A 23,667-nucleotide genomic window follows, 5' to 3' on the forward strand; every position below is an offset into this window, starting at 1 on the left:
GGATTGACCTCCGGCGCCCCCGCCGACCCCGGTACCTCCCCAGCCGCCCCTGGCTCGGTTCCCCAGTCCCCCCGAGAGACAGTTCATCGCAGTGCGGTGGGTGCGGGCCTCGGTCTGGTGGGGGAAGTTGTTCACTCTGCAGAGGGTGGCCGGGGCGGTCTGGGAGACTGCGGGGATGAGTGGGCCGCTGCGGATCGAGCTGCTGGGGCCTCTGGAGGTGCGCTCGGCGGGCGCGGCTCTGGAGGCGGGGCCGTTGCGTCAGCAGGCGTTGCTCGCGGTGCTGGCTTTGCGGGTCGATCGGGTCTGTTCGGCCGAGGAGCTGTTCGATGCGGTGTGGGGCGACCGGCCGCCTGCGAGCGGGTTGCGGGTGTTGCCGTCGTACGTTTATCGGTTGCGCAAGGCGCTGCCGCTGGACGGGGTGCTGGAGACGACGCGCGACGGATACGCCTTGCGGCTGCCCGCGGAGGCGGTTGACGTCGGGCGGTTCGAGGCTGCGGTGCGCGCCGGGCAGCGGGCCGGAGATGCCGGCGCTGCGGCGGCGAGTTACGCCGAGGCGTTGGAGCTGTTTCGCGGTGAGCCGCTGAGCGGGTTGCCCGGGCCCTATTTGGCGACGGAGCGCCAGCGGTTGCTGGAGCGGCGGTACCAGGTGCTGAGCGATCGGATCGACCTCGACCTGGCCGCGGGACACCACGCCGATATCACTCCGGAGTTGGTAGCCGCGGTTGCCGATCGTCCGCTCGACGAACGGTTGGCGGGGCAGCTGATGCTTGCCCTGTACGCCGGTGGCCGGCAAGCGGAGGCTCTGGCCGTGTACGCCGCCGCGCGGACCACTCTGGTGGCCCAGCTCGGTGTGGAGCCCGGTCCGGCCCTCCGTGCCACCCAGCAGCGCATCCTCCGGAACGAGAACGCGGCACCGCCGACCAAGGACGAGCTGCCGTATCAGGATGCGACGTTCATCGGGCGCAGCCAGGAGCTGAAGGCGGTCGTTGCCGCGCTGACTCCGGCCGACCGGACCGCGCCGCCGGTGGTCGCCCTCGACGGGATGGGCGGGGTTGGCAAGACCGCGCTCGCCATCCACGCCGCACGCGCGGTCGCGGATACCTACCCGGACGGCCTGCTCTACGTGCAGCTGCACGGCCACACCCCCGGACGCGCGCCGCTCGCGACCCAAGCCGCGCTGGATCACCTGCTCGCGGGCATCGGCGTCGATCCGGAGCAGATCCCGCGGGATCTCGACAGTCAAGCCGCGTTGTGGCGGTCCGAAGTCGCCGGGCGGCGCGTGCTGATCGTCCTGGACGACGCTCCGAACAGCCAGCTGATCACCCCGCTCGTGCCAGGGTCTGCGACCTGCGGCGTACTGATCACCAGCCGTCGGCAGCTGACCGGGATCGACGCACCACATCGGTTCGCGCTCGGCGTCCTCGAGGCGTCGGACGCCGCTGGGCTGCTCGCCGAGGTGGTCGGCGCCGACCGAGCGGCCGAGGTGCTGGCGGCGACGCGTGAACTCGTCGCGCTCTGCGGCCACATGCCATTGGCGATCCGGATCGCCGGTGCGCGGCTCCGGCACCGCCCGGCCTGGACGATCGGCCACCTCAACCAACGGCTGCAGGACCACGACCGTCGCCTCGACGAGCTCAGCGTCGACGGCCGCGGCGTCCGATCGACTTTCGCGATGTCCTACGAGCAGCTGGACGCCGAGCAGCAGCGGCTGTTCCGCGGTCTCAGCTTGCTGCCCGGGCGCGACCTGGATCGGTACGGCGCCGGCGCGCTGGCCGGCATCGACCCACTGGACGCCGAACCGCTGCTCGAAGACCTGCTGGACGCGAACCTGCTGCTCCAGCCCGCGCCGGACCGCTTCCAGCTGCACGACCTCCTCCGCGAGTACGCGACCGAGCTGAGCCGGCAGACCGAGTCCGAGGCGGATCGCCGGACGGCGGTCGAGCGGTTACTCGAGTTCTACCTGCAGACCGGCCACCGCGCGGTTTCCCTGCTGACCAAGGCGCAGTACGTCGATATCAGCGACCGGCCGCTGGTCGCCGGGCCACAGCTGGCCACCTCCCAGGACGGTCAGTCCTGGGGTGACATCGAGGGCGGCAACATCTTCGCGGCCCTGCAGCATGTTGCTGGCGCGTTCGGCGACGACCAGAGCTGGCTGATCGCCGCCGCCTTCGCCCGGCACCTGCACGAGCGCAACCAGGTTCGGCAGCGGGATGCGATGCTCGAGCTCGGCCTGGCCGCGGCCCGCCGGCTCGGCGACGTCGAAGCGCAGGCGCGGCTGCTGCAGCGGATGGCCAACGTGATCAAGGTCCAGGAAGGCCCGTTGCGCAGTATCGAGCTGGTGCGCGAGGCCCTCAAGCTGATGCCCCCGGACGGCGACGCCGTGCTACATGTGGAGCTGCTGAACGGGCTCGCCCAGCTGCTGCGGCTGGTCGATCCGGGCGACGAGGCGATCGCCGCGCATCGGGCGGCACTCGATCTGGCGCAGGCGATCGGCGACGAGCGGATGAAGGCCTACGCGATGATGGAGCTCGCCATCACCGAGGGCGCGCGTCAGGAGCACCAGAAGGCGCTGGAGTCCTACCGGCTCGCCTTGGCGATGGCCAGAGCGTACGGCGACCGCTCACTGCAGCCGCATCTGCTGAACGGTATCGCCGAGTCCTGCAACGGGCTCGGCCGACCGCAGGAAGCCATCGACGCCGTGACCGAGTCCCAGCAGCTGGCCGCCGAGATCGGCATGCGCTACAGCCGGATGGACTCGCTCTGCCAGCTCGGCGCCGCGCATCGGCTGCTCGGCGACTACCCGCAGTCCATCGAGATCCTGCAAAACTCGCTGAACATCTCCCTGGAGCTGGCGGACGTCTACGGCATCGACGAGGCGCGGCTGCAGCTCGGCCGCACCTACCTCGCGGCGGGCCGGCTCGCGGACAGCCGCGCCGCCTTCGGTGCGGTGGTCGACAGCGCCCAGGACAGCCATCGGGATCGGATCGCCGCGCTCGGCCTCGATGGGCTGGCCTCGTGTGCGGAGACCGAAGGCGCGGACGCCGACGCGGCCGCGCTCCTCGATCAGGCGCTGCGGCGACTCGGCTCGATGACCCCGCTGCACGCGGCCGACCTCCGGCGGCGACGGGCCGCGATCGTGCGCTCCGCCTGACATAGTGTCGGCGCCATGAGCAGGGGTGAGCTGCGGGTGGCGGCGGTGCAGGCTTGTCCGGTGGCCGGGGACGTCGAGGCGAATGTTGCCACGGCTGCGCGGGCGGTGCGTGCGGCCGGGGCTCAAGTGGTGGTGTTTCCGGAGAAGTTCTTGTCGGGGTACGAGCCGGGGTTGATCGCTCAGGATTCGGAGGGGCTGGCGCTGGCGGCCGACGATGGGCGGTTGGGGCCGTTGGTGACTGCTTGTCGGGAGGCGGGCGCGGTCGCGGTGGTGGGGACGGCGACGCGACGCGCGGAGCAGCTGTTCATCTCGTCCGTGGTGCTCGACGGGGATGGCGTGCGGGCGCAGTACGACAAGCAGCACCTGTTCGAGAGCGAGCAGGATCTGTTCACCCCCGGCGCCGGTGGGCACACGATCGAGGTCGACGGCTGGCGGCTCGGCCTGGCGGTCTGTTACGACTCGGGGTTCGCGGAGCACGCGCGAGCCGCCGCCGAGGACAGCGCCGATGCCTACTTGGTGAGTGCGCTCTTCAGCGTGGGCAACGGGTACCAGGAGTCGCGCAGCTGGTTGCCGGCGCGGGCCCGGGACAACGGGATGTACGTCCTGCTGGCCAATCACGTCGGTAGCACCGGCGGGTGGCAGACCTGCGGATCGAGCGCGGTCTGGGGGCCGGACGGCGAGTTGATCGACGAAGCGTCGGCGACCGAGGCCGGCGTCCTCGCGGTGACCCTGAAGCGCTAGCGCCGTGTACACCCGTTGCTCACTTCGCGTTTGAGGTGGTGCGGAACCCTGTGCCGATGGCTACCAGGTGGGTTCCGGATCTGAGTCGGAGTTTGTGGCGGGTCGGGGGATTCCGGGATCTGTGGCTGTCGCAGACGGTCACGTTGGTCGGGACCAACGTGACCCTGCTGGCCCTCCCGCTGGTCGGCCTGTTCTTCCTGGACGCGTCGGCCTTCGAGGTCGGTCTGCTCTGGGCGATCGAGTACGTGCCGATCATGCTGGTCGGCCTGCCGGTCGGCGTCTGGGTCGAGCGGTTGCCGCTGCGGATGGTGATGATCGTCTCGGACGTCGGTCGCGCGGCCGCGCTGCTCGTCGTCCCGGTCGCCTTGTGGCTGGACTTCCTGAGTATGCCGCTGCTGTACGGCGTCACGTTCGTGATCGGCCTCGGGACGCTGTTCTTCGACGTCGCCCAGCTCTCGATCCTGCCCGCGATCGTCGAAGAGGACCGGCTCGTCGACGCGAACGGCAAACTCGAACTCTCCCGGTCGGTCGCCCAGATCGGCGGCCCGGGCCTCGGCGGCGGCCTGATCCAGTGGCTGACCGCGCCGCTGGCGATCCTCGCAGACCTGTTCACCTACCTGGCGTCGGCGTACTTCGTCATGCGGCTGCCCAAGACGCCGCGGCCGGAGCCGGCGACGGAGAAGTTCAGCCTGCGCAGCGAGATCGTCGACGGGATGCGGTTCGTCTTCGGCCACTCACTGATCCGCCCGCTGTTGCTCTGCGCGACCCTGGCCGAGCTGGCGTTCGCCGCCGTCCTCGCCCTGCAGGTCGTCTTCGCGGCCGACGAGCTGCACCTGAGCCCCGCGGTGATCGGCATCGCCCTTGCCGTCGGCAACGGCGGCGGCGTGGTCGGCGCGCTGCTCGCCGAGCCGTTCGCGCGCAAACTCGGGACCGGTACGGCGTTCATGGTCGCGATCGTGCTGTTCACCGGCGGCTCGATCATCCTGCCGCTGTCCCAGGGCGCGGTCACGTTCGCGGCCGGGATGTTCGTCGTCTACCTGGGCGCGTACATCTTCAATGTCCTCCAGGTCAGCCTCTGCCAGGCGGTCACGCCGACCAACCTGCTCGGCCGGATGAACTCGGTGTTCCGGTTCGCGACCTGGGGCGTGATCCCGATCGGCGCCGCCGGCGGCGGTCTGCTGGTCGACTCGATCGGGTTGCGGAACGTGTTCTGGATCGCGGCCGCGCTGAACGTGCTCTCGTTCCTGCCGCCGCTGTTCTCCGCGATCCCGAAGATGCGCAACTACATCGACGACTCAGCCTGAGTGCTGCGCGACGATCACGTGCGCGTTCGTCCCGCCGATCCCGATCGCGTTCACCCCGGCCACCCGCGGGCCCGGCCAGGGCTGCGTCTTGGTGTTCACCACGAACGGCGAGGACGCGAAGTCGATCTCCGGGTTCGGGTCGGTGAAGTGCAGGCTGGCCGGGAGGACGCCGTACTCGACGCAGAGCACGGTCTTGATCAGCGCGCTGACGCCGGCCGCCGCGTCGGTATGGCCGATATTCGACTTCACCGAGCCGATCCGGCAGGAGCCGACCGCGGCCGTGGTCTCCCGGAATGCCCTGGTCAGCGCGGCGATCTCGATCGGATCGCCGATCGGCGTCGCCGTCCCGTGCGCCTCGACGTACCCGATCTCGTCAGCCGTCACATCGGCCACCAGCTGCGCGGCGCGGATCGCCTCGGCCTGCCCGAGCACACTCGGCGCCGTGAACCCGACCTTGGCCCGGCCGTCGTTGTTCACCGCCGTCCCCCGAATCACCGCGTGGATGTGGTCGCCGGCCGCGATCGCGTCGGCGAGCGGCCGCAGGACGACCAGCCCGACCGCGCTCGCGCCGACCGTCCCGTCACCGGCCGCGTCGAAGGGCCGGCACTGGCCGGACGGCGAGAAGATCCCCTCCGGGTCGTATCGCACGCGCGGCGCCCCGACGACCACACTTGCGCCACCCGCGAGCGCGACCTCGCAGTCCCCGGCGAGCAGGGCCTGGACGGCGAGATGGACGGCGACCAGCGACGACGAACAAGCCGTGAGCACCGTCAAGGCAGGCCCGGAAAGCCCTAGTTTGTAAGCGATCCGACTGCTCAGGTAGTCGAGGTCGTTGCCCAACCGGATCCGGCTCTCGGCGACCCCGTCCGCACGCAGCCGCGCCGCGTAGTCGGACGCCGAACCGCCGACGAAGACCCCGGTCACCGGGCGCTCGGCGCCGTACCCAGCGCTCTCCAAGGCGTCGGCCGCGGTCTCCAACAGCAGCCGCTGTTGCGGATCGATGACCGCCGCCTCAGCCGCGGAGTACCCGAACCGCTCCGCGTCGAACGAGTCAGCCCCGGCGAGGACGCCGTACGCCGGCAGCAGCTCCGGGTCGTCGTGGTCGAGGCGCGTGATCCCTTCGCGCTCGTCGACCAGGTGCTGCCAGAACTCGGCGACGTTCGCCGCCCCCGGGAACCGGCCGCTCATCCCGATCACCGCAATGTCGCCGCTGTCGTCGGTCATCGCGCGAACCTACTTCCGGGGAGGAGACGGCGCGTGAACACCAGCTGGCCGGTGCCCGAATCCCTTGACAGGCTTGACGATGCGCCCCCTACCGTGTCGAGGCATGGACAACTCCGCACTCCTGCCGGGTCGACCACCAGCCGCCGCGCGCACACTCCTCGACATCCTCGACGCGACCGTCGCCGCGTATCCGGACGCGCTCGCGATCGACGACGGCGAGACCGTCCTCAGCTACGCCGAGCTCGCCCGGCGCGTCGCCGAACTGGCCGCTCGGCTGCGGTCGGACGGCGTCGGCCCGGGGGACCGGATCGGCGTCCGGATGCAGTCCGGCCGGGCCGAGCTCTACCTGACGATCCTCGGCGTCCTCGCGGCGGGCGCGGCGTACGTGCCGGTCGATCGCGACGATCCCGAGGAGCGTGCCGCCGCGGTGTGGGACGACGCCCAGGTCTGCGGGGTCTTCGATGACGAGTTCGTACTGCGCTCGGCCACGCACGGCCCGGGCCGTCCCGGACCGGACGACGACGCCTGGATCATCTTCACCTCCGGCACGACCGGTCGCCCCAAAGGCGTCGCGGTCAGTCAGCTATCAGCGGCTGCTTTCGCGGACGCCGAAGCGCGGTTGTTCACCCCGCTCGGCCCGGGAGACCGTGTGCTGGCAGGCTTTTCGGTCGCCTTCGACGCCTCGTGTGAAGAGATGTGGCTCGCCTGGCGCAGCGGCGCCTGCCTGGTCCCCGCGCCGCGGGATCTGGTCCGGTCCGGTGCGGACCTGTGCCCGTGGTTGGCCGAGCGCGGGATCACCGTCGTCTCGACCGTGCCGACGCTCGCCGGTCTGTGGCCGAGTGGCGGGCTGCCCGGCGTCCGGTTGCTGATCTTCGGTGGCGAGGCCTGCCCGCCCGAGCTGGCCAAGCGGTTCATCACACCTGATCGCGAGGTCTGGAACACGTACGGCCCGACGGAGACGACGGTGGTCGCCTGCGCCTGGCGGATGGTGGCCGACGAGACTGTCCGGATCGGACTGCCGCTCGACGGCTGGCAGCTCTCGGTCGTCGATGACGCCGGTCATCCGGTGGAGTGGGGTGCGACGGGCGAGCTGGTGATCGGCGGGGTCGGAGTCGCGCGCTACCTCGATTCGGAACTGGAGACCGGTCGGTTCCAGACTGCTCCGCGGGCCTATCGCAGCGGTGATCTCGTCCGCGCCGAGCAGGCCGGTCTGGTCTTCGTCGGGCGCAACGACGAGCAGGTGAAGATCCGCGGGCATCGGGTCGAGCCGGCCGCGATCAGCGCCGTCCTGACCAGCCATCCCCAGGTCGCGCAGGCGCACGTGGGTGTCGCCGGCGGCCGGTTGATCGCGTACGTCGTCCCGCGGAAAACTCTGGAAACGCCGGAGTTGCGGCGGTTTCTCGGCCGAAGCATGCCCAGGGCAATGGTTCCGGACGACTTCGTCGTCCTCGCGGCGCTGCCGGTGACGACGAGCGGGAAGATCGACGTCCGCGCGCTCCCGGTTCCGGAACCGGCGGCCCCGGCGCCGATCGCGCCGGACGCCACGACCGAAGAGGTGGTGACGGCGATCTGGTCCGAGGTGCTCGGCGTCGCGGCGATCGGGCCGAACGACAGCTTCTTCGACCTCGGTGGGCACTCGCTGTCCGTCACGCGGGTCCGCGACCGGCTGAGCGCCGTCCTCGGCCGTCCGGTCGCGACTCTCGACCTGTTCACCTACCCGACCGTCCGCGAACTCGCCGCGCGGCTGCGGGATCCCGCCCCGGCCAGCACACTGGAGACACCCCGCCGTCCCTCCGGCGGCGCCGCGAGGAAGCGGCTGTCCAGGCGTCGTGATCGGTTGTCGGAACCAACTGATCCGCCGTCCTGAAGTCATGCCCGGATACTGAGATTCGCCTTGTTTACAAGGCGATTCTCTGCGGCTACCGCAGAGTTGGCCAACTGCTCGACCGGTTAAGTTCACTTGCCATTGCGGCGGGGGTCGTCCGCGCTGGATCGAATGCTCGGCAGCATCCGGAGCATTCGATCCAGAGGAGAGCCATCATCGACAGCATCGAGTCAGCCATCCGGTCGATTCTCGTCACCGACCTTTTCGTCGAGACCCCGGCGGACCGGATCGGTCTGGACGACCGCCTGCGCGCCGAGCTCGGGCTGGACTCGCTCGGCTTCGTCGAGCTCCGCGTCCAGGCCGAGAACACGTTCGGCGTGACGATCTCCGACGACGACTTCAGCCCGGAGAACTTCACCAGCATCCGGACCGTTTCCACGCTGGTCCGCGACCTGCAGTCGCGCGCCCAGGCCTGACGCCCGTCCCCACCGTCCGCCCGCGGAGAGGAAGTTCTCGCATGTCCGTCACCTGGTTCGACCGGGAAGCGCAGCTCGACCATTACGGCGGTTCCCGGCTCCCGTTCGGGTGCACCGGCGCCAGCGGGCTCGTCCAGCAGTTCGTCGAGCTCGACTCCGGTCGCGCGTTCGACGTCCTGGATGCCAGTGGTGGTTACGGATCCGCGTGCCTCGGCGCCGGGTCGCCGGTGGTCGCTCGCGCGCTGGCGGACGGCGTCCGCAGCGCCGGTTATGTGACGGACGAAGTCGCGTCGCACGAGCGTTCGGCGCTGCTGCACCGGCTCTTCGCGCCGGGCGGGCTGTTCGCCGACCGCTTCCCCGCCGACGAGTACGTCGTCAGCGGGCGCAACTCGGGCTCGGAGGGGATGGAGCTCGCGCTGCGGATCGCACTGGAGTCGCGCTTCGACGGACGGCGGCTGCGACCGGTCGCCGGTGCCGAAGGCCGTGACCTCGTGCTGGCCTTCGAAGGCGCCTGGCACGGCTGGTCCGGTGGTTTGGTGCCGCTGCTGAACCGGCGGCACTACCGCATCGGCCTGCCTGCGGTGGCTCCAGAGCCGTTCGGGCTGACCGTCGAGCACATTCCGTTCGGTGAGGCTGACGCCGCTCGCGAGTGGTTCGCCCAGAACGGCGAGCGCGTCCTGGCCGTCGTCGTCGAGCCGGTCCAGGGGGACGCCGGCATCCTGGTGCCACCGGAGGGCTACCTGCGCGAGCTGGCCGGGTTGGCCACCGACAGCGGTGCATTGCTGATCGCGGACGAAGTACTGACGTTCGCCAAGACCGGCCAGTGGTTCGCGATGACGGATGAGCAGGGCGCGATCCCGACCGACGTCACCGTGATCGGCAAGAGCCTCGGCATGGGGGCGTTGTCGACGTCCATGGTGATCGCACGGCGCGGTCTGGAGATCCGGGCGACCGGTGCGGTTGCGACGTCCGATCTGCGGCCGCTGACCTGCACGGTGATCCGCGCCGGTCTGAACCATCTGGTCAGCGAGGAGCTGCTCCAGCGCTCGGCCACGGCCGGTGTGGAGCTGGGCGAGCTGCTCGACAAGCAGCTGGTGACAGCGTTCCCGGAGATCTTCACCGAGGCCCGCGGGGCCGGCTTCCTGCGTGGTCTCGAGCTGACCGAACAGGCGGCGGACCGCCGGACCGAGCTGCGCGAGTGCATGATCCGCGCCGGTGTGTACGTCGAGCTGATGTCCGGTGCCGGACGCCGGACGCGTGGTCTGCGCTACCTGTACCCGACGATGCGCGTCGCGCCGCCGCTGATCGCGACCCGCGCCGACCTGGAGACCATCGTGGACCGCATGGTCGCGGGCGCGACGGCCTTCGCCTCATGACCGCCTTCCTCCCCGTGCTCCGCAAAGTGGAGCATGTGGACACAGACGCGTCCGGTGTCGTGCATTTCGCCCGCTACGCCTCGCTGATCGAGACTGCGCTGCTGGACAACCTGGAGCGTCTCGGCGCCGGCCTCGACACTCTGGCCGCCGCTGGCGCCGAGCTGGTCGTCAGTGAGCTGCGGCTGCGCTACCTGGCTTCCGCGCGCTATCCCGACGAGCTGAGCCTGGAGGCGTCGGTCGACCACGTCGGTGCGGCTCGGGCCCGCATCGCCGGCACCGTACGCCGATTCGCGGACGGCGCCGAGCTGGCCACGGGGACGCTCGTCGTCGGTCTGGTCGACCGCGCCGACGGCTCCCCGCGCACGCTGACCCCCGAACTGCTCGACGTCCTGACGGAGGCCGGAACCCATGCAGCCCACTGAGACCTCAACCGCCACCCGCACGATGGGGTTCACCGAGATCAAGAGCTGGCTGCGGCACCGGCACCCGATGCTCTACCTGGACCGCATCCTCGACTACGAGCCCGGCGAGCGGATCGTGGCGAGTCTCGCGGTGTCGGCGCAGATGGACGTGATCGCGGGCCACTTCCCCGAGCGCGCGATCTTCCCGGCCAGCCACCTCAACCAGGCGTTCGCGCAGGCCGGCATCATCCTCTTCCAGCTCAGCACGTCGAAGCTGCAGGACGACGAGCTGACGCTGGTCGGCGCGATGAACTCGCGCTTCCTGAAGATCGTCGTCCCCGGCGACCATGTCGTGATCACCGTGACCGCGGACCGGTTCGTCGGCGACACTTTCTTCTTCTCCGGACGGGCCACGGTCGAGGACACGACCGTCGCGGCGTTCCGGGCCAATCTGGTCCGGCGCAACGTCGCTGACATGGGACAGCAGTGGTGGTGACCAGCCGGGTGCTGGTCACCGGCATGGCGTGGGACACCGCGCTGGGTGCCGGCCTGGACGAGGTCTGGTCGGCCCTGCTGGCTGGGGACTCTGGCATGCGGCCGGTGCCGAGTGCGCACAAGGTGCGCAACGAGCTGGCTGCGGTCGTGCCGGACCTGCCGGAGGACTACCGGGAGCGGCAGCACGCGCTGGGTCTCCGTGCGCTGACTGCCGCAGTTACGGACGCAGGTCTGGAGCTGGGCGACCCACGGCTACAGCTGGTGGTCGGGACGAGCTACGGGCCTGACCTGGATGCGCCTGACTCGCTGGCCCGCTGGGGTGCCGAGCTCGGTGCTGCAGCCGGCGTACCGACTGTGACGGTCAGTACGGCCTGCTCTGCAGGATCGGACGCCGTACTGGTTGGGGCTGCGTTGATCGCGGATGGTGCGGCGGACATCTGTGTGGTCGGTGGCGTCGACATCCTGACTCCGGCCAAACGGCTCGGCCACAGCCTGCTGGGGACGATGTCGCCGACAACCCTGCGAGCCTTCGACACTGCGCGGGACGGCATGCTGCTGGGCGAGGGTGCGGCGTTCCTGGTGCTTGAGTCGGCAGAGTCGGCCGCGCACCGTTGGGCCCGCGTGTATGGCGCGGTTTCCGGTGCTGGGTCGGCTAACGACGCGCACGGCGCCACTGCGCCCGATCCGTCCGGCGACACCGTGGTCCGGGCGATTGAGATCGCGCTACGCGCTGCTGGTCGCGATGCCGGCGAAGTGGCGGTTCTGAACGCACATGGCTCGGGGACGCCGGTGAACGACGATGTCGAGTCGCTGAGCTTTCGGCGTACGTTCAAGCCCGCTCCGGACGGGCCGGTGGTGTTCGCCACCAAGGGTGCTTTCGGGCACACGCTAGGTGCGACGGGCGCGATGGAAGCCGTGGCGGTGCTGATGGCGTTGCGGGACCAGCGTGTCCCGGCGGTGCCTGGGCTGACCGATCCGCTGCCGGACTTCCCGCTGCAGCTGCCCGTCGGCGAGCCGCTGGCGTTCAGCGGAGCCGTCGGTCTCAGCGTCACGCTGGGGTTCGGCGGTTTCAACACCTGCCTGGTCCTGGAAGCACCATGACGAGCACGCGGCGGATCCCGTCCATGTACGTCGACCCGGTCGCCTGGCTGGTCCTGGAGTCGATCGAGCAGACGATCACTGCGCCGCTACCGGCAGACACCGGCGTCCTGGTGCTCAGCACACACGCGACGCGGGACACGATGGAGCAGCTTGCGGGGATGGCGCAGAACGGGCAGATGTCCCCGCTGCGCTTCGCTGGGGCAAACCCGGGTGCGATCGCCGGGCTGCCGTGCCTGCGGCTTGGACTGCGCGGTCCGAGCCTGCTGCTGACCAGTGACGCCGAGCACAGTCTGCCCGTGGCCGAGGTGGTTGCCCGCTCCTGGCTGCGGTCGGGTGCGGCGAGCCGGGTCGTGCTGAGCGTGCACTCCGGTGATGACGTGCGCACTGTCGTCCTTGGGGGCGAGTGAATGAACGTCGAGCAGCTCCTCGCGTTTCTGGAGCGGACCGTCGATGCCGACCCGGCGACTGTGGACCCGGCGCAGATCTTTGCCGCGGTGGCTGCTCTCGACCTGGAGCCCGGAGCGCCGGTACTGATCGCGCTGCCGAACGGCCGGACCATGCTGTCGACCTTCTTCGCCGTTCTGGTCGCCGGCGCCGTGCCCGTCCCGCTGGCACCTGCGTCAACGGCCTTCCGCATCTCATCAGTCGCGGAACGACTCGGTGCCTCGATGCTGATCGCGCCTCGGATCGATCCGGGGCGCTACGGCGCTACGCAGGCCGCTGTGTTGCCCGGTGCGGAGGCGGTGCGTTTCACCGGCGTCCAGCAGCGGTACGAGTCGGGCGACGTCATCCTCATGACATCCGGCACGGCTGGGGTCGGTACCGGCTGCCTGCACAGCTACGACGCCCTACTGCGGAACGCGACCTGGCACGCGGATGCGATCGGCCAGCGGTCGACGGACACCGTGCTGCTCTGCCTTCCGCTGCACTACTCGTACGCGTTGGTGGCACAGGCCTTCGCCGCGTTGGTGCGTGGCTCCCGGCTCGTCATCTCCGGGCCGCCGTTCACCGCACGGGCGTACGCCGAAGAGGTGGCAGCGCACGGCGTCACGGTGTCGTCGCTGACCCCGAGTGCTGCAACCCGGCTGGAGCAGGTCCCGTCGTCGCTGCGAGTGCTCACGGTCGGCGGCGATGCTCTCGACCCGGAGCGGATCAAGACGCTGCTGGACGACGATCGAGAGCTGTATTTGACCTACGGCCTCACCGAGGCCGGTCCGCGCGTCAGCACGCTGGCTGTGCACGCCGAGCCCGAACATCGGTGGACGTCGGTCGGTCGTCCGCTCCCCGGCGTACAGACCAGTCTGGTCAACGACGAGCTGCACGTGGTTTCGGACACGGTCCTGCGCCGACGCCTGCCGGACAGCGCTCCGAGCCCGCTGACGGCCAGCGGCGCCGTCGCGACCGGGGACCGGTTCGAGATCGATGCCGACGGCTACCACTTCTTCCGCGGCCGGCTGAGTGACTCCGTCGTTGTCGGCGGAGAAAAGGTTTGGCTGCCTTCGGTGCGGCGGATCGCCACGGCTGTGCCGGGCGTGCAGCACTGCCGGACCACCGTGTACCGCGATGACCGTGACCAACTCCGATACGACCTGGAGGTCTCAGTGGATGACCCAGGCCCGCAGCAGGCCGCAGAGATCCAGCGTGCGCTGAACCGGATGCTGTTGCGCAGCGAACGCCCGCACCGGATCACCATGCGGGCCGCTGCCGACGAGGGGTGGCACAAATGACCGCCGTCGTACCAGAACTCGAGGCAGTGCTGGAGCAGGTCGCACTACGGCCCGACGACGCCGCTGTGACCTTCCAGGGTGAGGTCATCAGCTACCAAGAGCTGTGGGACCGGGCCGGTCGGGTCGCGGACCACGTGCGGGATCTGGGTGTCGCCAGGGCCGGAGTCCATCTGGAGCGGTCGATCGACCTCGTCGTCGCGGTGGTCGGGTTGCTGCGGGCGGACTGCGCCGCCGTACCGCTGGATGTCGGCTATCCGGTGGAGCGGTTGCGCTTCATGTGCGCGGATGCGGGCGTCCGGACTGTCGTCGGACATGCCGAGCCGTTGGCCCGGTTGGGTGGGTTCACCGCCGTTCAGCACGACGGTGCGCTGGTCTACGCGGTCGACGAGTCAGTGCCGGTCCAGCCGGCGGAGGCCGAGCTCGCGTACGTCGTCTACACGTCCGGCTCGACCGGCCGGCCCAAGGGCGTCCGCTACGCGCATCGCAACCTGGCGAACCTGATCGCCTGGCAGAGTGAGGCGTCGAGCTGTGGCGCGGGTGACCGGACGCTGCAGTTCGCGCCGTCGTCGTTCGACATCATCTACCAAGAGGTCCTGACGACTCTTGGCGAAGGCGGGACCGTCGTCTGCTGTACCGAGGACGAGCGTCTCGACCCACAGGAGTTGTGGGACCTGATCGAGCGCGAGCAGGTCAACCGGATCTTCGTGCCGTTCGTGATGATCCAGTCGCTAGCGTTGTTCGCGGCCGACGTGAGTCCTTCGACGCACCCGCTGCGGGAGATCCTGACCGCGGGTGAGCAGGTGCAGGCCAGTGAGCGGATCCGCGCGATGTTCACCCAGTTGCCCGCCTGCCGGTTGGTCAACCAATGGGGGACGACCGAGACCCACGTTTCCACGTCGTACGAGCTGCCCGCCGACGTGTCGGCCTGGGAGGACTTGCCCTCGATCGGTACGCCGATCCGCGACACCCGAGTGCTGGTGTGCGACGAGAGCGGCCATCCGGTACCGGACGGCGAGGTGGGTGAGCTGTGGGTCGCTGGGACAGCAGTGGGTCCTGGCTACCTCGGCCTGCCGGAGCGGACGGCGCAGAGCTACGTGCCGGATCCGCAGCGACCGGACGAACCGGCGTACCGGACCGGTGACCTGGGCCGCGTCCGTCCGGACGGCCTGCTGGAGTTTCTGGGCCGTCAGGACACGCAGGTGAAGGTGCGCGGTTTCCGGATCGAGCTGGGCGAGATAGAGACCGTACTGAACTCGGACCCCGCTGTGGCCCAAGCTGTCGTCTCAGTGGCTGGTAGCGCGGCTGAGGAGCGCTACCTGCGTGCGCACGTGGTCCCGAAGACTACTGGGGACGACAAACTGCCTGCGGCCTTGCTGGCGACGCTGCGCGAGCGGCTGCCCGCCTACATGGTGCCGACCGGGATCGAACTCGTCGCGACCCTCCCACTGACGGCCAGCGGCAAGATCGACCGGCTTGCGTTGCGGGGTGCCCTATGACACTCACCCCCTTCCAACGTGCCTTGTACGTCGTGGAACAGCTCCGTCCCGGCACCGGGATGAACAATGTCCCGGTCGCAGCCCGGTTCCAGGGGCCGCTGGACGTCGTTCGGCTGCGGGCCGCGATCAGTCAGATCGTCGCTCGGCATGCGGCGCTGCGGACGACGTTCCCCGGTCCGGAGCAGGTAGTCGGCATCGGTCGCGTGGATCTGCCGGTCACTCAGGTTGACGACGAGCGCGCAGCAGCTGAGCTGGTCCGCAGCTGGGCCGGTGAGCCGTTCGACCTTGCCAGTGGCCCGCTGCTGCGGACTCGGCTGGTCCAGCTGGCATCTGACGACCACATCCTCGTCGTCGTGATGCACCAGCTCATCACGGACGGACCGTCGCTGCAGGTCTTCTTCGACGAGCTGGCCGATGGCTACGCCGGGCTGGGGCATCGCACCCAGCCTGCCGCCTGGGTGCCTGACCAGACCGTTGCCGACGACGACCTGAAGTGGTGGCAGGAGCATCTGAGCGGCGTCCCGACCGTACTGCGGCTGCCGACTGACCACCCACGGCCGCGGGTCGCCACCTCACAGGGCGCCAACCATGTGCACGTCGTCCCGGCCAAGGTGATGACTCCGGTGCTGCAGCGCGCGCAGGAGCTTCGGGTCACCCCACTGGTCCTGATGCTGACGGCGTACGCCGCTCTGCTCGCGCGGCTCGCCGGTCAGGAGCAGGTGCTCGTCGGCGTCCCGGTCAGCCGACGAGACCGGGTCGAGCTCGAATCGGCGATCGGCCTCTTCGTCAACACCTTGCCGGTGCTGGTCGACACGACCGGCGACCCCGGATTCGGCGACCTCTGCCGCCGCGTCCAGAGTGAGCTGCTGGACATCCTCGAGTACGCCGACGTCCCGTTCGACCGGATCGTCGCCGAGCTCGCGCCGGAGCGCGACCTCGGCCATGCGCCCCTTGTGCAGACGTACTTCTCGTTCGAGTCCGCGCCGATCGTGACACCACGTCTCGGCGGGGCGACGGCGACCGCGATCGAGTGTCCGCAGGACGACGCCAAGGTCGACCTCGACCTGACGATCTTCCGCGCCGAACCGGAGAGCGATGACTTCCGGCTCACCTTCACCTACCGCACCGACCTGTTCGCGGCCGGCACGATTGCCGCGCTGGCTGGGCAGCTGGAGCAGTTGCTGGCTTCCGCGGCGGCTGACCCGACCTTCCGGTTGCCGACCGTCCGCAAACGCGATGTGAGCGCCGCCGCGCCGCCTGTGGCCGAAGAGGCCGCAGTGCCGGCACAGCCGGAGTTCGAGCGCGAGCTGGTCCGCATCTGGCAGGACGTGCTCGGGCGGACCGAGGTCGGTCTGCACGACAACTTCTTCGACCTCGGCGGGACGTCGTTCACCTTGCTGGCAACGCAGTCCCGGCTGCGCGAGCTGACCGGTACGGCGCCGCCACTGGTCGCTCTGCTCGAATACCCAACAGTGGCGGCCTTGGCGGGCTATCTGGGCGGTGCGGGTGTCACAGCGCCCGCGGAGCAGCCGACTGAGCGGTTGCTGGCCGGGCGCGATCGCCTGCGGCAGCGTCGGCGGACGGCGCGAGCCGACAACGCGGAGTCGACATGACCGATGACGCGTTGGCGATTGTCGGCATGGCCGGCCGATTTCCCGGTGCGAACGACGTCCAGGAGTTCTGGGCGAATCTGTTGTCCGACAGCGACCAGATCACGCGCGGGCCGGCGGATGCTGCCGGGCGGGTGCACGGTCACGGCGTCGTCCCGGAGGCCGATGGCTTCGACGCGGCCTTCTTCGGGTTCTCGCCGCGCGAGGCGACGATCCTCGATCCGCAGCACCGGGTCTTCCTCGAATGCGCCTGGAGTGCGCTGGAGAACGCCGGGTACGACCCTTTCGGTTACTCCGGCGCGATCGGTGTGTACGGCGGCTGCGGGTTCACCGACCACCCAGCTGCTCTGCAGACGCATCGCCACCGCTTCCCCGGCGCCACGAGCTGGGAGCTGCGCAACGGTTACGGTTCCGACTTCCTGACCGGGCGAGTGGCCTACAAACTTGGCCTCCGCGGACCAGCGGTGTCTGTACAGACCGCCTGCTCCACCTCCCTGGTGGCAGTGCATCTGGCCGGACAGGCGCTGTTGGCGGGGGACTGCGATATCGCACTGGCTGGTGGCGTCACCGTCCACGTCCCGCAGCCGCAGGCGGCCGAGGGCGACGAGGACGTGTTGTCAGTGGACGCCCGCTGCCGCTCATTCGACGCTGATGCCAACGGTACGGTCGCGGGTGATGCGGTGGGCATCGTCGTCCTGCGTCGCCTGGACGACGCACTCGCGGACGGCGACCGCGTGCTGGCCGTCATTCGCGGCTCCGCGGTCAACAACGACGGCGCCGGCAAAGTTGGCTTCTTCGCGCCCAGCGTCACCGGACAGACCGAGGCGATCCGTACTGCGCAGCTCATCGCCGGTGTCGACCCCCGCACGATCGAGTATGTCGAAGCGCACGGAACCGGCACCGAGGTTGGCGACCCGATCGAGGTCCGCGCACTGGCGAAGGCCTTCGGAACCGCGGAGACAGGCTTCTGTCGACTGGGCTCGGTCAAGGCATCCGTCGGTCACACCGACGCTGCTGCCGGCGTGACCGGGCTGATCACCGTCGTCCTGGCACTGCAGCACGGTGTCATTCCGGGCACGCAGCACTTCCGACAGCCGCATCCCGATCTGATGCTGGCGGACACCCCCTTCACCATCAGCGCAGAGCCGCTGGCCTGGCCGCAGCGAGACACGCCCCGCCGGGCGGCGGTGAACTCACTCGGCCTGGGTGGCACGAACGCCCACGTCATCGTCGAGGAGGCTCCGCACCAGGCCGCCTCCGTGCCGGACGGCCGACCGCAGCTGCTCCCACTGTCGGCCAGGACGCCTGCAGCGTTGGCCGCGGCGACTCAGCGCCTGCAGAACGCACTGCCCGACACACCGCTGGCCGATGTCGCCTGGACGCTGCAGACCGGACGCCGTGACTTCGCGGAGCGGACAGCAATCGTGGCGTCCGACCACACCGACGAACTGATCACCGGCCGAGCCGAGGACGGACGAAGCGTCGCATTCCTCTTCCCCGGCCAAGGCGGTCAGTACGTCGGTATGGGCGCCGACCTCTACCGGGACGAACCGGTGTTCCGGGCAGCGATCGACGCTGCGGCCGACTGGGCCGGAGCCGACCTGGGCCTCGACCTCCGCGCGGTCCTCTACCCAGACCGAGAGGCCTGGGCACAAGAGCAGCTGAACACCATGCGGGTTTGCCAGCCGGTGCTGTTCGCTGTGCAGCATGCACTGTCTGAGGTGTGGAGAGCGCGTGGGGTAGTACCTGCCGCTGTGCTTGGGCACAGTCTCGGTGCGTATGCAGCAGCAACCACCGCTGGTGTTCTGGCGCCGGAAGATGCGATGCGGCTCGTGCTGACCAGAGGCCGGCTCCTCGACGACCTGCCGGCCGGATCGATGCTCGCAGTGCCACTGGAGCCCGCAGTGGTCGAGCCACTGCTCACAGGGCGGCTCGCACTGGCTGCAGTGAACAGCCCGGACCAGTGCGTGGTGACTGGACCGGCTGATGAAGTAGAGCAACTCCACAAGCTGCTGGAAGCGGACGGCGTCGACGTCCGGCCGCTCCGGATCGCTGCGGCTGCGCACTCGACGTTCGTTGACGCAGTCCTGCCGCAGTACGCCGCTGTGGTCGAGAACGTCCCGCGAAAGCCCCCGGCGATCCCGTGGATCTCGGACCGCACCGGTCTGGTGAGTTCAGCGGCCGACGTCCAGGACGTGAGCTCGTGGACGGCGCACTTGCGCCACACTGTGCGGTTCGCGGACGCCTTGTCGACATTGTTCGCCGAAGGCAGCCATGCGTTGCTGGAGCTCGGACCTGGTCACACCCTCAGCACACTGGCCCGCCGACACCCCGACTGTGATCCGGACCGGCCGATCGCGCAGAGTCTGGCGGCGGCCGGCGTACCCGACCGCGACGGTGGCGCGCTCAGTATGTTGCGCGGCGCCGGCCGGTTGTGGGTGTCCGGCGTGAGCCTCGACTGGACGGCGTTGCACCAGGGCCGGCACCGGCGCCGGGTCGAGCTGCCGACGTATCCGTTCCAGCGCACGCGATTCCGGCTCGAAGAGGAGTTTCAGCCAGTCGAAGCGGAGTTGGCAGCTTCACCTACCAGAACGCTCACTGCGACCGAGCAGCTGCTGGCTACCGCCTTTGCCGACGCACTCGGCCTGCGGACGGTCAGCGCCGACGACAACTTCTTCGACCTCGGCGGCGACTCGTTGATCGCCTCTCGGATCCTGGCCGCCGTCCGTGGACAGCTGGGCGGTGAGCTGACACCGAAGTCCTTCTTCCAAGCCCCCACAGTGGGTCGGCTGGCCGCGCTGGCTGATGCGCCGCGTGCGGCCGTCGTACCAGTGCTGGGTAAGCAGTGGCTGCTGCGTCGCCGGCAGCGGCCCGCAGCGCCGCTTCGCCTGTACTGCTTTGCCCACAGCGGCGGTTCACCCGGCGAGTTCCTCGCCTGGACCGACCGGTTGACCGACGTCGAGCTGTGGGCAGTGCAGCTGCCAGGGCGCGGCAGCCGGATGGCAGAGCCGCCGTACACCTCGATGGACGAGTTGGTGACGGACCTGGTCGCTGCGGTCGATTTCGAACCGCCTTTCGTGTTCTTCGGGCACAGCCTCGGCGCACTGATCGCGTACGAGGTAGCCCGCCGACTGCGCGATACCGGCGAGCCAGGGCCCGAAGCGCTCTTCCTGTCCGCAGCACGCGCTCCGCACGTGGATCGACTGAGCGACGGCGTCCACGAGCTGGAGAACGCCGAGCTGGTAGAGGCGATCGAAGCGCGCTACGGACGGCTGCCCGGCGACCTCCGCGGCAACACCGAGATGCTCGACCTGATGCTCCCCGTACTGCGGGCAGACCTCGCTCTGGTCGCCAACTACCGCGCACCGGACGCCGCACCGCTGGACTGCCCAGTCACCGCGTTCGGCGGCCTTGACGACACCGAGGCGACCGAAGCCCTGGCTGAGTGGCAGGCGTACACCACCGGGCCATTCGACACGCAGACCTTTGCCGGCGATCACTTCTACTTCCGGGAGCGGACCGATGACTTCCTCCGACACCTCGCCGAGCGTCTTGGCGGAGCTGTACGCCGGACGGGTGCGCACGGACCTGCTGACCCCCTTCCCTGAGCAGGAGCCAGACGACTTCCAGGCCGGTACGGACGCCGTCGCGCTGCTGACTGATCTGCTGGCCGATCATCTCGACCCAGAGGCAGTCGAACTGACTGGAGAGTTGCCCGACGGACTGCTGGAGAAGCTCCAAGGCGCCGGCCTGCTACGGCTGATGGTCGAGCCCGCATTGGGCGGTCTCGGCTTGTCGTGGCTGAACGCCTGCCGCGTCGTCGAAGCGGCCGCACTGCGTTCGGTCGCGGTCGCCTTCGTGCTGTCCATCCAGAACGGGTTCGGATCCGCGACCTACCTGCCTGCCCTGAGCGACGGGCCGCTACGTGAGCTGATCGCGGAAAAGGTTGCTAGCGGCATCGTTTCGGCGGCTGCCGATGCCGAGCCAGCCGGGGCCGCGAACGAGAGCCGGCAGACGGTCGCCGTCCCGGTCGAGGACGGCGCCGCCTACCTGTTGACCGGGGAGAAGTTGTTCATCGGGAACGGCGCCGTCGCGGACTTCCTGGACGTGTCCGCCACCGTGCTCGACGGCACTTCGGCGGTGCGTTTGTTCTTCGTGGACACGAGCAGCCCGGGTTTCGAGGTCGTCGCTCGGCACGAGTTCATGGGTTTGCGAGGTGCTCCGTTCGGGATGCTGCGGCTGACCGACGTCCGGGTGCCCGCTGAGCAGCTGATGCCGGAGTCGGCCGACCAGGACTGGCGGATGCGACCGGACGGCGCCGTCCGGGGCGTCGACGTCGAACGAGACCTTGGACTGCGGGCCGCGCTCGGCCGGCATCTGGTGATCGGGCCGCCGTCGCTGGCGATCGCGCGACTGGCGCTGGAGTGGGTCCGCGAGTTCGTCGGCCGACGTGCGATCGACGGTCGTCCGCTCGGCGAGTACGAGGAGATCCAGCGGTCGGTCGGCGAGATCGCCGCCGAGATCGACACGATCGAGACCGTGCAGCAGTGGTGCATTCTCGGGACGGCCCGGGCGAACACCGAGCCCGAGCTGACAGCGGCGAAGAACATCACCTCGCTCGCGGCCGGACGCGCGATCGATCGCGCCGTGGCGATCCTCGGCGGGGAAGGCTACGAGACCGCGCGCAGCAAGGCGGCCCGCGACGTCCCGCCGCATCCCGTCGAGCGCTGCTTCCGCGACGCCCGCGCGCTGCGGGTCGCCGGCGGCGTCGACACGATGATGGACCGCTGGTCCTTCCAGGCAAACCATCGGCCGACCGCTCTCGCCGCGCCTGGCGACTCCTACCTGGAGATTCAGGCGCACCGGTTCGCCACTACCTGTCAGTCGCTGGCGGAGCCGACGCAACGGCAGTCGGCACTACTCGGGCGGCTGGGCGGTGAGCTGCTCACGTTGACCTTGCTGACAGCGCGGAGCGGTTTCCCGGCTGCCGAGGAGCAGTCCCGGCGTCGGCTGGAGCTGCTCTGGACGGCCGTGGACGACGAGCTCGAGCCTGGCGCGAGCCCCACCGCCCAGCTCGGCAAGCAGTTGCTCAACCCCACCGAGGCGATCGTCACGGCGCTCTGGATCGAGGCGTTCGGGACGGCGGACGGCGACTTCTTCACGTTGGGCGGGCATTCGATGGTCGCGGTCCGGCTGGCCGCGCGGTTGCGGGAACGACTCGGCGTCCGGGTGCCGGTCCGGGTGATTCTGGAGAAGCCGACGGTGGCGGAACTGGTTCGTCATCTGAGCGAAGGAGACCACCGTGAGTCATGAGGTTGTTGTTGTAGGCAACGGATCGCTGGGTCTGTCGCTCGGGCTGGTGCTGGCCCGCCGCGGCGTCCGGGTCGCGGTACTCGGGCAGCCGCATCGCCCGGCCGCCGCGTCGGCCGCCGCCGGCGCGATGATCGGCACGTTCGGCGAGGTGACCACCACCCTGCTGGCCAGCGACTACGGGCGCACGAAACTCGACTGGGCCTACCAGGCCGCGAAACTCTGGCCCGACTGGCTGGACTCGATCTCCCCGGACACCGACGGCAGCGAGCTGCTGACCGCCGACGGCACGGTCGTGATGCTGAACACCGTCGGCCTGCCGGAGATCGACACCGAGAACTACAAGGCGATCCGGCGCGCGCTCGGCGAGTACGACGAGAAGTTCGAGGACGTCGACCCGGACGACATCGATTGGCTCGACCCCGAGCCGACGGCTCGCCCGCTGCAGGCGATGTTCCTGCCGAACGAGCATGCGGTGAACGCGCACGAGCTGCTGATCCGCCTCAACCAGGCCTTCGTCGCGGCCGGCGGCGTCCAGATCCCGCAGGAGGCGGTCGCGATCACCCGCGACGGTGATCGCGTCACCGGTGTCACGCTGGCCGACGGTACGGTGCTCGCGGCCGAGCAGGTCGTCCTCGCGGCCGGTGCCGCGACCCAGGCGGTCCTCGACACGCTGCCCGACCAGGCCGCCGTCATACCGCGTCTGATCAGTGGGTACGGCGTTTCCGCGCTGGTCGACACTGTTGACGGCCAGAACGCGCGCAGCGTGATCCGGACGCCGAACCGGGCGTTCGCGTGCGGACTGCATGTCGTACCGCGCGGCCCGGGCCAGGTCTACGTCGGCGCGACCAACGTCATCTCACCCGAGCCGCGGACCAAGGCGCTCGTTTCCGACGTGCTCTTCCTGATGGACTGCGGCGTTCGGCAGGTCCGCCGGAACTTGGTCCGCAGCCCGTTCCGCAAGCTCCAGGTCGGGAATCGCCCGGTAGCCCTGGACGGCATGCCGCTGCTGGGTCAGACCGGTGTCGCCGGGCTGTGGATGATGACCGGTACCTATCGGGACGGTCTGACGCTTTCGCCGCTGCTGGCTCGGGAGATGGCCGCGCTGCTCGTCGGAGAGCAACCCGCTGTCGACCTCCAGCTGTTCGCGCCGGTTCGGCGTCCGATCCAGCCGTTCGAGCGAGCGGCCATCGTGAACACCACAGTCACGCACATGATGGCGACCGGCTACGAGACCAACTGGACGCTACCGGCCGAGCTGCCGCTCACGATCGAGCACTACCTGCGGCTCGCCTACACCCGGATCGCCGACGAGTTCGATCCGGAGTTCACACCGCCGCCCGAGCTGCTGGCCGCCTCCCGCATCCACTTGCCCATCGCCCAGTCGCTGCGCGACTACTACTCGGCCGTCTGACGGCGGGGGAGGAACA

At 69.7% G+C, this 23,667-nt stretch carries 17 protein-coding genes; 16 read left to right on the plus strand and 1 reads right to left on the minus strand.

The genetic code is table 11. The features are described from left to right. Nucleotides 1–175 precede the first annotated feature (175 nt). The 3 genes from ACZ6ZD_RS13585 to ACZ6ZD_RS13595 are packed head-to-tail and all read left to right on the plus strand — an operon-like array spanning nucleotide 176 to nucleotide 5,196. Entirely contained in the window at nucleotides 176–3,151 is a 2,976-nt protein-coding gene (locus tag ACZ6ZD_RS13585; protein ID WP_465671624.1) for an AfsR/SARP family transcriptional regulator, read from the plus strand. 15 nt (nucleotides 3,152–3,166) lie between these two features. Then, complete coding sequence (locus ACZ6ZD_RS13590; protein WP_465671626.1) at nucleotides 3,167–3,892, plus strand: carbon-nitrogen hydrolase family protein; 726 nt, start codon at nucleotides 3,167–3,169, stop codon at nucleotides 3,890–3,892. A 56-nt stretch (nucleotides 3,893–3,948) separates the two neighbouring features. After that, a complete protein-coding gene (locus tag ACZ6ZD_RS13595; protein WP_465671628.1) occupies nucleotides 3,949–5,196 on the plus strand; it encodes an MFS transporter in 1,248 nt (415 codons plus the stop codon). Here the strand turns inward: ACZ6ZD_RS13595 and ACZ6ZD_RS13600 are convergent. Beyond that, nucleotides 5,188–6,420: a beta-ketoacyl synthase N-terminal-like domain-containing protein gene (locus ACZ6ZD_RS13600; RefSeq protein WP_465671630.1), complete on the minus strand. Its 1,233-nt coding sequence runs from the start codon at nucleotides 6,418–6,420 to the stop codon at nucleotides 5,188–5,190. The two genes, ACZ6ZD_RS13595 and ACZ6ZD_RS13600, sit on opposite strands and share 9 nt — an antisense overlap. Nucleotides 6,421–6,523: 103 nt before the next feature. Here ACZ6ZD_RS13600 and ACZ6ZD_RS13605 point away from each other — a divergent pair, with 103 nt between their 5' ends. The 13 genes from ACZ6ZD_RS13605 (at nucleotide 6,524) to ACZ6ZD_RS13665 (ending at nucleotide 23,651) form a co-directional block, all read left to right on the plus strand. Continuing rightward, nucleotides 6,524–8,287, plus strand: coding sequence for a non-ribosomal peptide synthetase (locus tag ACZ6ZD_RS13605; RefSeq protein WP_465671632.1), 1,764 nt, complete (start codon nucleotides 6,524–6,526; stop codon nucleotides 8,285–8,287). Between the two features lie 203 nt (nucleotides 8,288–8,490). Further along, a complete protein-coding gene (locus tag ACZ6ZD_RS13610; protein WP_465672694.1) occupies nucleotides 8,491–8,721 on the plus strand; it encodes an acyl carrier protein in 231 nt (76 codons plus the stop codon). Between the two features lie 41 nt (nucleotides 8,722–8,762). Continuing rightward, nucleotides 8,763–10,097, plus strand: a complete 1,335-nt coding sequence (locus ACZ6ZD_RS13615) for an aminotransferase class III-fold pyridoxal phosphate-dependent enzyme (RefSeq protein WP_465671634.1) — start codon at nucleotides 8,763–8,765, stop codon at nucleotides 10,095–10,097. A 35-nt stretch (nucleotides 10,098–10,132) separates the two neighbouring features. Beyond that, a complete protein-coding gene (locus ACZ6ZD_RS13620; RefSeq protein WP_465671636.1) occupies nucleotides 10,133–10,519 on the plus strand; it encodes an acyl-CoA thioesterase in 387 nt (128 codons plus the stop codon). After that, nucleotides 10,506–10,994, plus strand: a complete 489-nt coding sequence (locus ACZ6ZD_RS13625; RefSeq protein ID WP_465671638.1) for a 3-hydroxyacyl-ACP dehydratase FabZ family protein — start codon at nucleotides 10,506–10,508, stop codon at nucleotides 10,992–10,994. The genes ACZ6ZD_RS13620 and ACZ6ZD_RS13625 overlap by 14 nt, the downstream gene beginning before the upstream one ends. Next, nucleotides 10,991–12,094 carry a beta-ketoacyl-[acyl-carrier-protein] synthase family protein gene (locus tag ACZ6ZD_RS13630; protein ID WP_465671640.1) on the plus strand — a complete coding sequence of 368 codons (1,104 nt, stop codon included), beginning with the start codon at nucleotides 10,991–10,993 and terminating at the stop codon, nucleotides 12,092–12,094. Before ACZ6ZD_RS13625 ends, ACZ6ZD_RS13630 begins: the two co-directional genes overlap by 4 nt. Beyond that, the gene (locus tag ACZ6ZD_RS13635) at nucleotides 12,091–12,501 is read left to right on the plus strand and encodes a hypothetical protein (RefSeq protein WP_465671642.1); all 411 of its coding nucleotides are present in this window, start codon (nucleotides 12,091–12,093) and stop codon (nucleotides 12,499–12,501) included. Before ACZ6ZD_RS13630 ends, ACZ6ZD_RS13635 begins: the two co-directional genes overlap by 4 nt. Next, the gene (locus ACZ6ZD_RS13640) at nucleotides 12,502–13,821 is read left to right on the plus strand and encodes a class I adenylate-forming enzyme family protein (protein ID WP_465671644.1); all 1,320 of its coding nucleotides are present in this window, start codon (nucleotides 12,502–12,504) and stop codon (nucleotides 13,819–13,821) included. It begins immediately after the preceding gene. Then, the gene (locus tag ACZ6ZD_RS13645) at nucleotides 13,818–15,317 is read left to right on the plus strand and encodes an amino acid adenylation domain-containing protein (protein WP_465671646.1); all 1,500 of its coding nucleotides are present in this window, start codon (nucleotides 13,818–13,820) and stop codon (nucleotides 15,315–15,317) included. The genes ACZ6ZD_RS13640 and ACZ6ZD_RS13645 overlap by 4 nt, the downstream gene beginning before the upstream one ends. Beyond that, nucleotides 15,314–16,930, plus strand: a complete 1,617-nt coding sequence (locus ACZ6ZD_RS13650) for a condensation domain-containing protein (RefSeq protein WP_465671648.1) — start codon at nucleotides 15,314–15,316, stop codon at nucleotides 16,928–16,930. The genes ACZ6ZD_RS13645 and ACZ6ZD_RS13650 overlap by 4 nt, the downstream gene beginning before the upstream one ends. Then, entirely contained in the window at nucleotides 16,927–20,535 is a 3,609-nt protein-coding gene (locus ACZ6ZD_RS13655; RefSeq protein ID WP_465671650.1) for a type I polyketide synthase, read from the plus strand. The genes ACZ6ZD_RS13650 and ACZ6ZD_RS13655 overlap by 4 nt, the downstream gene beginning before the upstream one ends. Next, the gene (locus tag ACZ6ZD_RS13660) at nucleotides 20,450–22,240 is read left to right on the plus strand and encodes an acyl-CoA dehydrogenase family protein (RefSeq protein ID WP_465671652.1); all 1,791 of its coding nucleotides are present in this window, start codon (nucleotides 20,450–20,452) and stop codon (nucleotides 22,238–22,240) included. Before ACZ6ZD_RS13655 ends, ACZ6ZD_RS13660 begins: the two co-directional genes overlap by 86 nt. Continuing rightward, nucleotides 22,230–23,651: an NAD(P)/FAD-dependent oxidoreductase gene (locus tag ACZ6ZD_RS13665; protein WP_465671654.1), complete on the plus strand. Its 1,422-nt coding sequence runs from the start codon at nucleotides 22,230–22,232 to the stop codon at nucleotides 23,649–23,651. Before ACZ6ZD_RS13660 ends, ACZ6ZD_RS13665 begins: the two co-directional genes overlap by 11 nt. Nucleotides 23,652–23,667 lie beyond the last annotated feature (16 nt).

The sequence above is a fragment of the Kribbella sp. NPDC104218 genome (assembly GCF_055584105.1).